Consider the following 8,800-nt stretch of genomic DNA (forward strand, 5'->3'; position numbering starts at 1 on the left):
CATCAAGCCGCATAGTCGTCTTCCAAGGGCAGGAATTCATTTTCCAGGTCGAAACGGCCGAGGACCTTCACCTCGGAGGCATTGGTGATCTCGGCAAAGGAGAGCACCGGAACGTGATGGAACTCGTCCTGCAATAACGTCCGTAGCGGAGCGCGCAGATCCTGGGCGACCAACATCACCGCGCGTTCTGACGAGCGCTGCGGGAAAGCCATGCGCAATTGTTGAACCAGCATCAGGCTGGATTCGCTGTTCAGGGCAAAGAACGTCTCGGTTTGCGTCTGACGCAGGCTGTCACGCAGGATGCCTTCGCTCTCAGGGGTGAATAGCCAGACGAGTAACCCCTCCTGGCTGCAATACTGGTTGTAGATCAGCGACTTGAGGGCGATACGTACATAATCGGTGAGGGCCAGGACATCGCGCTCATGTTGCCCATGTTCGATCAAGGTTTCGGCGATCACCCGGATACCGCGCAGCGGCACGCATTCGGAAGCCAACCGCTGCAGCACCTGAGAAAAACGCGCGAGAGGCATGACGCGCTGCAGCTCCTGCGCCAGTTCCGGTTGTTCTGTTTCCAGCCAACCGAGGATCGCTTTGGTTTCCTGCAGCCCGATGAATTGCGGCCCGCAAATCTGTAGCGCGCGCTCCATGCGTTCGATAATCAGCGTACTGGGGCTGATGGGCTGCGTATTACTGTTGTTCAACAGCTCCGCATCGGTGGGTACCCAGATCCATTGGCTTTCCTGCCGTTCCGAACTGCCTTTGCTGTATTGCTGGTCGTTCTCAATGGCCTGTGAGGAGCCATCGATAGCCACCAAGGTCTCGCTGAACGTGGCCCTGAGTACGGGGACCTCATACACCGTAAAGCGGAATTCATCCGGCTCCAGATGCGCCTGGTATTCGATGATGAACGAGGGCAGCGTCAGCCCGAAGTTCACCACTAGGCGATTGCGCCGTTGACGAATTTCGCTGACCAGGGCTTCGATCCGCTCAAGACTCTGGCTGGGATGAAATTGCAGGACAAACTGGCGGCTGGGCAGGAACATTCGCAGGTCTTCCTGTCCGTTATTTTCCGGGGTTGTTGGGGCCGCTTGATCTTGATTGCCCTTGGGCTTGGCGCGATTGATCTGCAACAGGCCGCCGCCACAACAGATGATGGCGATCGTGACGAACACCATGGTCGGCATCCCGGGCATGGCGGCGAAGCCGAGCATCGCCGCCGAGGCGATGATCCAGGCCTTGGGCTGGCTGGTGATCTGTTCGGCAATTTCACGGCCGATATTGGCCGGCCCGGCGGCATCTTCGTTCGGCACGCGAGTGATGATCATGCCGGCCGTCACGGAGATCAGCAGCGCGGGGATCTGTGCAATGAGGCCGTCGCCGATGGTCAGTACCGAATACAGCTGCACTGCATCGCCGGCAGTCATGCCGTGTTGTATGACTCCAATGGTGATACCGCCAATCATGTTGATCGCGACGATGATCAGGCTGGCGATTGCGTCGCCGTTGACGAACTTCATTGCTCCGTCCATTGCGCCAAACAGCTGGCTCTCCTTGCCAAGCTCCGAGCGCCTGCGCTTGGCCTCGTGGACGCTGATGAGGTTGGCACGTAAGTCGCTGTCGATCGACATCTGTTTGCCGGGCATGGCGTCAAGCGTGAAGCGTGCGCCTACCTCGGCCACCCGTTCCGACCCCTTGGTGATGACCATGAAATTGACCACCGTCAAAATCATGAAAATCACCATGCCGACCGCCAGGTTGCCGCCCACCACGAATTGTCCGAACGCTTCCACGATGTGGCCGGCGTCCTGGTCCAGCAGAATCAGGCGTGTCGTGGCAATCGACAGCGCCAGGCGAAACATGGTTGTGATCAGCAGCACCGAAGGGAACGTCGAGAAGGCGAGTGGGCGGGGCAACTGCATGGCCAACATGATCAGCAGACAGGAGATGCAGATGTTCACCGCGATCAGAATGTCTACCAGCCAGGTGGGTATCGGGGTAATCATCATGAACACAATGGCCAGCACGATAAACGCACCGACGACTTCTGAGCGGCGCATCGCCGCGAGTGCCAAACGGTTTAGCAGGTCGATAATCAGATTCATCAGGCCGAGTTCCCCTTGAGCTGGTTTTGCTCTTGCTGAGTGAGTTCGGCCATCAGCAACAACAGGTTCCCCAAAGCATTCTGCCGGGACTTGAGGTCTTGCCACAGCAAGATAGGCAGCTGTTGGAGCATCGGGCGCAGGCCGTTGAGAAACGACAACTGATGCTTGAGTTGCGCGCCGCCGATAAATTGCGTGAGTTGCAAGGTTTCCTGCAGGTTCATGCCCTTGCCCGAGAGTACGAGCAGGTGTTTGAGAAACGTCGGTGCGCTGACCTGCAGTTGCGGGTTCTTGTCACGCATGCGCCCGAGCAGGTGTTCGCAGCTTTTAAGCAGCGTCGATACATGCTTGGCGGTATTCACGCCATGCATCAAGGTGCGTAATTGCTGGCGAGGACTCGATGGATTGACTGAGGCAAGGTCGTCGGCAATGGCACGACGCAGGTCGCGCAAGGTCGGCTCGAACTGCGCTTCGCCATCCTCCTGACCCAGTAGCGTGTCGATGAGGCTGGATATGGTGGGCTGGCCTACGACGCCGTTGTAATACAATTCCCGCAGATTCTTGCGTCGCTGCGAGTCCAGCCCCGATCTGGAAAAGGCCCGGGCAGTATTGATACCCGCGCGGGCTCTGTTGCCATGGCGCTGCCGGAGTGCGCTGGCGTGATCCGACAGCACCTGGTGCTCATCCCGGGCACCTTCGTGATGCGCTTGTTTCATGGCTGCTTGCAGCATGACGTGCGCTTTGGCCGGGTCCCCGCCAGCGAAGGCGAGCACCCGGCCAAGCAGCGACTCATCAGAGCGTTGACGTTTCAGGGTCTGGCGCAGGGTACGCACTGCTTCATCCAGCCTTTTGTCATTACTGCCCATCAGCATCTGATAAAGCTCACCGAGCTTCATCGCCTTTGATTGCAAGACGGTACCGCCGATGACCAGCTCACGCTGGCTGAGCTCTTTGCTTTGTTGGATCAATGCCGAGGTGAATCGCGCCACCTGGTGCGGCGTGGTGCCCTGATCTTTTGCGATGTGCGACGCCGTCTGCGTAGCGGATAACGCTGGGCGGGCGCTTGCCGGATTGACCGAATGAATCGCGACTGGGGTGAAACCGGGGATTTTCATGGGACGGCATCGATGCAAAGAGTCATGCGCAATGAGTGGCGCAAACCCACCATCGGGTTCCTGAACTCAGAGCTTTCGCGCGGGCGTGCATAAATGCGCGACGACTTCGATCGGTTTATGCAAAAGATTGCACGAACAGAAAAAAACTTAAAAAAATCTTCATGAATAACAGTGCCTTAGATCGCGCAAACGGTTGGCACGCATATCGCTCTTACAGCCGGACTTACCGCCAAATGGTTATTGTCCATGTGTGTAATCAACTCGATCACTTATCCGGCTCCGGCTTCTCTCCTTCGTCAGCTCGACCGCAGGATGGTGCAGAAGGTGCGGTTGTTTATCAGGGCAAAGGTCGCGAACCCTGATGATGCGGAGGATCTGCTCCAGGCAACCTTCCTCGAAGCGCTACGTAACGAGCACAAGTTTCGGCACGACTCGCTGCTGCTGACCTGGCTCTGCGGCATTGCCTTCAACCTCATTCGCAGTCATTTCAGGCGCCTCTACAACCAGCCGTTTCATGACGACCTGCAAGAGTGCGGTGTATTGGAAATGGCCGACAGTCGCGATGTTGTGTCCGAGGTCAGTGGCTTGCGTCAGCTGGTGCGAGTCTTTCGTGCGATGGAAACCTTGCCGCCGAATATGGAGGAGGTGATTCGGGTCGCGATGGAAATGGAAGGTAATTACCTGGAGACCGCCGCTCGGCTGGATATACCGGTTGGCACGGTGCGTTCGCGTTTGTCGCGGGCCCGCGAGCAACTCAAGCGGCGAGTCTCCAGCGAGTACTGAGCCCAAGCGAATCTGCGCCACGGCGACAAGAACAGGGAACCTCTTTCGCCTCTGGCTCCACGCATTATTTAGATCCCATCTTCAAGGAGTGCCCGGTATGCGAATTTGCATCGCTTACAGCCAAGGGCCTGATGACAATTCGAAGGCCGGACAAGTTATTGCACGGATTGCGAACTGGACATTCGAGACATCATCGGTAAGCGCCGGGAATGTGCAGGCGAACCTGGCTTCCAGCCGAACATTACTGGTATTCAGGCCAACCAGCATTGAGCTGGTATTGCAGGAAACGACCAGAGCGCTCGTCGAAAAATCACCTTCAGCCAAACGTCAGTTTGATCGACTGATGAGGCGATTATTCGATACCGGCGCTGTTTCGCAGCCCACACATCAAACCGCTTTGCCTGAGCACTACGCCTTCGAACCGATCGCCACCATGTCAGCGAACCTGGAGCATTGATTTTGAGCCTGTCTATCTCTCCCATTCGTAGCTCCACCCCCGACACGCTCCTTGCGCCTGAAAACCACAATGAGCGGTTTAGACGGCACGTCGGTTCAAATCCCGAAGTGGCTGGCGATATGTTCGCGGCTCGCCCCGAGCGGCCGATCAATTTCGGCCCGCCGCCGGAGGTGCCTAACGGGCCTGTGCCTGCACAGAAGAGTGATACCGAGCAAACTGAGCTGATGATGCAACTGATGGAAGTCATCATGAAGGCCATCATGCAGTGGCTCCACGCCTTGATGAATCAACAGGAAGGGGGCGGGGGAGGTGGGATTGCCCAACCGGGGCATCCCCCCCACAACACGTTGATGGCGCAACCGGGCGGTTCTGCTGCGCCTGGCGGTGGAGTCAACAATGCCCAGGCCGGTGGCGTGGCAGGCAGTCCGGCCTTGAGCGGTCAGGGTGGGTTGCACTTGCCCGCGCAATTGGAGCCGTATCGCCAGGATATCGTGGATGCCTCCAATGCTACGGGTGTTCCAGGCAACGTGATAGCAGGGCAGATCTGGGCGGAGTCCAGAGGCAACCTGAATTCCAGCAGCACCAATGTCAACGGCAAGACCGACGCTGGCTTGATGCAAGTCAACGCCGACACGTTCGCTCAATTGAAGAGGGACAATCCGGCGCTGCTTGGCAATGCCGACGTCAACAACCCCCGGGACAACATCATGGCGGGTGCCCTCTATTTGCGCGATCAGACCAATGCTTTCGGTGGCGACATCAGCGCAGGACTGCGCGCCTATAACTCCGGCCCCGACAAGGTGAATCGCAACGATTTGGCGGATACCGGAGGGGTAGGGGATCCCGGTTATCCGGCCAACGTATTGAAGTTCGCCGAGATCATTGGAAGCGGCAGAGGTCAACTGCCTGGCTGATAGACACGTCGCGTTTGCGCAGAACATAAACCCGCATGTAAGGAGTAGCACCTCATGGGTATCAATAGAGCCGAATCGCCCGTGTCACTGCGCACACTAGAGAGCCGTCATGTTGACGATGCGCGATCAACGCACCTGGAGCGAACAGGGGACGTATCGTCTGTTGATGGAGACAACTCTCCAGAGCTGATCGCGCTGAAGGACAAACTTGACGGCCTGTTCGAACCCCATCGGACGGCTGAGAACCATGAGGCCATCAATGCCTTGATTCATGATCGGGCCGTTGAATTGAAGGAAATGGGAGAGACGCCGGAGACGGTCGAAGCGTTGCTCGACAAAGCGGCGCGCATGGATCGTGTAACGGCTCCGGTGCAAGGTGGGGTGGCTTCCGTACCCTTTGCGGCGGCCTCGGTTGTTTTGGACAAGGCGCCCAAGGTGACGGCTCATGTTGCCGATAATCCAGCCTTGACCGGCTTTGTGGCGGGCGCTTTTTCCGGTGCGGTGGATGCAGTAGGCGGTGGTCTGCTGGCGAGAGCCACGCACGACACTTATTGGCTAAAGCCGCCGCCGGAAACCCTGGAGCCGGTGATGCAACAAGCGCTGACCAGCAAAAAGGAGGAAACCAGGGTGAGTAACGCTGGGGAATGTGCGCTGTCCTGGCAGACTTTCAGTGCTCGCAATGCTGTGCGCTTGGTGGTAGCGGGTGCCATGAATGCCACAGTCGGACCGAAGGCTGCCTCGGCGGTTGATACGGCTATCACCTCAGCGGGAAGTTTGGCTGCCGGCGCAGGTTATGCCCATCTTATGAATAAAAACGACTTGCAGGCCCATCGTGCCGGGCCCGCCTATCTTTTAGGTCGTACCGACTGGAAGACTCAATATCAAGCGCTGAAAGAAAGTACACCACTGAGCCCGTTGGCAAACGGCGCCAAACGTATGGCCAAGCTTCCCCTGAGCTTGTTGACCGATGTGACACCGGCTTTGAGTGGCGCGGTATCCTTTTCAAGTCTGGTCTCCAACGCAGGCGTACTGGGTGGCGGTTTCGCTTTGACATCGCTGGCTCGCGATGCGGCCAAAGACCTGGCAACCCAGAAAGGTCTGGGGCCAGGAGAGGTCGCTGTGGTAGACCACACGGTTAACCTCGCCATGTCGGCACTTACTTTTGGTTCTTATGGGGTGGCCAGTGTTGCAACCGAGCCCCTCAGCGATGCGGCCGTAAAAGTATTGCAAGAGGATGTTCCCGCCAAAGCGCAGGAAGTTGCTGATGCAACTCTCGAGACCGGCAAGGCGCTGGCGCGAGACGCTGTCACTACGGCGAGAGAAATAACGGACCGCGTGCTGGAGCATCGCAGACTCAGAGAGGGGGGCGGTGCGACGGAGAATCCCGTCTGATTCACGCGTCTCGGATGATGTCGGTAGGCGTAGTCAGGTGCTGCTGATTGGATAAACACTGAGGCTACCAACTATAAAAATACAAAAAACGGGAAGAGCAAATGGCATCATGCGTCTTATTCAAGGGCGGCAGAGAAATCGAATTGAATGAGGAACCTTTCAACTAATAGGCACCACTCATTTAGTGCGATGTCATCGCGAAGACTACGTTTCATCACTCATTAATAAAGGGGGTGGCATATGAAAAAAGCAACTTTTAAAGCTGTTGGTTCGGTTAAAGCCTACCTGGTATTGGCTATCTCGGCTGCTGGGTTCGCTTCTCAAACCGTAATGGCAGGTGGTATTAGTCCAGGCTGGTAAATATCCAGTTTCTAGTGCTATGAGTATGCGCTTGGCATTCATGCCAAGCGCTTTTTTTTGCCGCAGCAAAATGGCGGGGCATTTTTAAAGCTGTAAATATCTGGCTAAATGCAAGGCGTCAGGGTGATAGGCACCATCCTGTATTTTTAGCCTCAGATGCCCATTATGCGATCCTATCTACCTATCAAGCCCAGCGTTGAAGCTTATTCAGTCTGGTCATAAGCTCATCCTGCTCTGAGGCACGCAGCGAGGCAACTGCTCGGGTCGCGGAAGATAACGGGTTGATCATAGGAATTGAAGGTGTGTAGTTCGTTGCATATAAGTTTTCCATTGCGCTTATATGTTGCTCGAGCGCGGCGCCTCGATCTTCCTCGGGTAGATGTTGCAACCCATGCAGGTTCATATTTCTCAAGGTCCAGGCCATCTGGTCTTTTGTTGTTCTCATTCCCATGGGCTGGGCCGATGTGACGACTTCACGCAACTTGCTTGATGCAGCCAAGCCTGTAGTGGCCAAGACCGGCGCGCGTGTGAAGTTCAACAACGACGCCATTGCGCCCGCGAGTTTCATGCTTTGCCGGGGTGAGGTATCAATTAATGATAGAGTCTGCTCGATCGTTTTTTTCAAATGCTCAACGTCTCGAGTACCCTCGCTTAACTCTGAAAGTTGGCGTTGCAAATAGGTTGCCAGGTGGCGACTCAGTTCTTGATGATCTGCAGAGTGGAGGGATGAGGCTAATAACCTTAAGGCATCGTCTATTGCCTGGGGGGCAGCGCGTCCATGACCAGCATTGAACTGGCGGAACAATTTCTGCAATTGGTCATGCTCCCGGCCGGCGTTGGGTAAGGTCTGGTGATAAGCACGCGCTGTCCTGGCGAGCGCAGCCTTGTCTTTTGCAGGCAAATGACTGGCCACCTCCAAAAGCATATCTTGCGGAATATTGCTCCAAGGGCTGGACCCGAGTGAGTGGCCTGTAGATGAATGATTAAACTGAATACCCGTCAAGAGTGACTCGCGTGGATGGTTTGCAGGGGCATCCGATCGTGCCGGCGCTGTTTGCCTTCCGGTAGGTTGCACATCGTGTGGACGGGCGGCTGGGCCGGCGGCAGGAGCCTCTGGCGGTAATGGATCGATCGAGGTGGCGTCGCTATGATACTTGCGCACGCCGGAAATACAGTTGCCCATTGTGATTACTCCCTGTGTATCAAATCCAATGAGTGGTTCCAGATTCTCTGCGAGTTCCCAAACCGATCACAGCTACAGCAACTGTTATGTAAGGACAGGGACCGCGGGAATTTCGCAGAATGTAACGATGAAGGGAACTCACCGCAAACAAGTAGCCACTCACAGCCACGTGATTCGCCTGAACCCAGGCGTTATCTTTAATGTTGTTACTTTTACCGTTGGTTACATTGCGCCTCTGCCACCGGGAAAAATCTCAACCTGATTCATATTTGATTTTTAATAGGTTCAATGAGAGGAAAGCAAATGTCAGCTCGAATTCCAGGCGGGGTATATTTCCCACCGGTGAGGCATATCGACGCTCATACTGAAACCCATGTGAATCAGCAGGAAGCTAGTTCGAGGGAGCCTCACGACGCTGCCTCACCGCCGTCCAGGCGCTTTGAGCGCGGCCGTATCAGTCCTTTTCCTGTGGGAGAGTCCAGCGTTCCAGCCTCCCG

Annotated in this window: 7 protein-coding genes; 4 read left to right on the forward strand and 3 right to left on the reverse strand. The window is 56.2% G+C overall.

Annotated features, from left to right (window positions below):
* Positions 1 to 2: 2 nt before the first annotated feature.
* Positions 3 to 2,102 (reverse strand): type III secretion system export apparatus subunit SctV, encoded by a 2,100-nt coding sequence (sctV, locus tag GSM73_RS09575; RefSeq protein ID WP_107322405.1) that lies wholly within the window; start codon positions 2,100 to 2,102, stop codon positions 3 to 5.
* A complete protein-coding gene (gene sctW / locus GSM73_RS09580) occupies positions 2,102 to 3,214 on the reverse strand; it encodes a type III secretion system gatekeeper subunit SctW (RefSeq protein WP_160892301.1) in 1,113 nt (370 codons plus the stop codon). The genes sctV and sctW overlap by 1 nt, the downstream gene beginning before the upstream one ends.
* A gap of 246 nt (positions 3,215 to 3,460) precedes the next feature.
* Between sctW and GSM73_RS09585 the strand changes: the two genes are divergently transcribed.
* The 4 genes from GSM73_RS09585 (at position 3,461) to GSM73_RS09600 (ending at position 6,760) form a co-directional block, all read left to right on the forward strand.
* Complete coding sequence (locus GSM73_RS09585; RefSeq protein ID WP_025213859.1) at positions 3,461 to 3,997, forward strand: RNA polymerase sigma factor; 537 nt, start codon at positions 3,461 to 3,463, stop codon at positions 3,995 to 3,997.
* A 97-nt stretch (positions 3,998 to 4,094) separates the two neighbouring features.
* Complete coding sequence (locus tag GSM73_RS09590) at positions 4,095 to 4,454, forward strand: hypothetical protein (RefSeq protein WP_107322407.1); 360 nt, start codon at positions 4,095 to 4,097, stop codon at positions 4,452 to 4,454.
* A gap of 119 nt (positions 4,455 to 4,573) precedes the next feature.
* A complete protein-coding gene (locus tag GSM73_RS09595) occupies positions 4,574 to 5,368 on the forward strand; it encodes a lytic transglycosylase domain-containing protein (RefSeq protein WP_160892303.1) in 795 nt (264 codons plus the stop codon).
* Between the two features lie 54 nt (positions 5,369 to 5,422).
* A complete protein-coding gene (locus GSM73_RS09600; protein WP_160892305.1) occupies positions 5,423 to 6,760 on the forward strand; it encodes a hypothetical protein in 1,338 nt (445 codons plus the stop codon).
* A gap of 544 nt (positions 6,761 to 7,304) precedes the next feature.
* Here the strand turns inward: GSM73_RS09600 and GSM73_RS09605 are convergent.
* Positions 7,305 to 8,303: an F-box protein gene (locus GSM73_RS09605; protein ID WP_160892307.1), complete on the reverse strand. Its 999-nt coding sequence runs from the start codon at positions 8,301 to 8,303 to the stop codon at positions 7,305 to 7,307.
* Positions 8,304 to 8,800 lie beyond the last annotated feature (497 nt).

Source organism: Pseudomonas sp. PICF6 (assembly GCF_009831705.1).
In the GTDB taxonomy this organism is placed as follows: Bacteria; Pseudomonadota; Gammaproteobacteria; order Pseudomonadales; family Pseudomonadaceae; genus Aquipseudomonas; species Aquipseudomonas rhizophila.

Bases quoted from the DNA above. Each gene is read 5' to 3' on its own strand.
- GSM73_RS09585 (WP_025213859.1), top strand. From the start codon at position 3,461: ATGTGTGTAATCAACTCGATCACTTATCCGGCTCCGGCTTCTCTCCTT.
- sctV (WP_107322405.1), bottom strand. From the start codon at position 2,102: ATGAATCTGATTATCGACCTGCTAAACCGTTTGGCACTCGCGGCGATG.
- GSM73_RS09590 (WP_107322407.1), top strand. From the start codon at position 4,095: ATGCGAATTTGCATCGCTTACAGCCAAGGGCCTGATGACAATTCGAAG.
- GSM73_RS09600 (WP_160892305.1), top strand. From the start codon at position 5,423: ATGGGTATCAATAGAGCCGAATCGCCCGTGTCACTGCGCACACTAGAG.
- GSM73_RS09605 (WP_160892307.1), bottom strand. From the start codon at position 8,303: ATGGGCAACTGTATTTCCGGCGTGCGCAAGTATCATAGCGACGCCACC.
- sctW (WP_160892301.1), bottom strand. From the start codon at position 3,214: ATGAAAATCCCCGGTTTCACCCCAGTCGCGATTCATTCGGTCAATCCG.
- GSM73_RS09595 (WP_160892303.1), top strand. From the start codon at position 4,574: ATGTTCGCGGCTCGCCCCGAGCGGCCGATCAATTTCGGCCCGCCGCCG.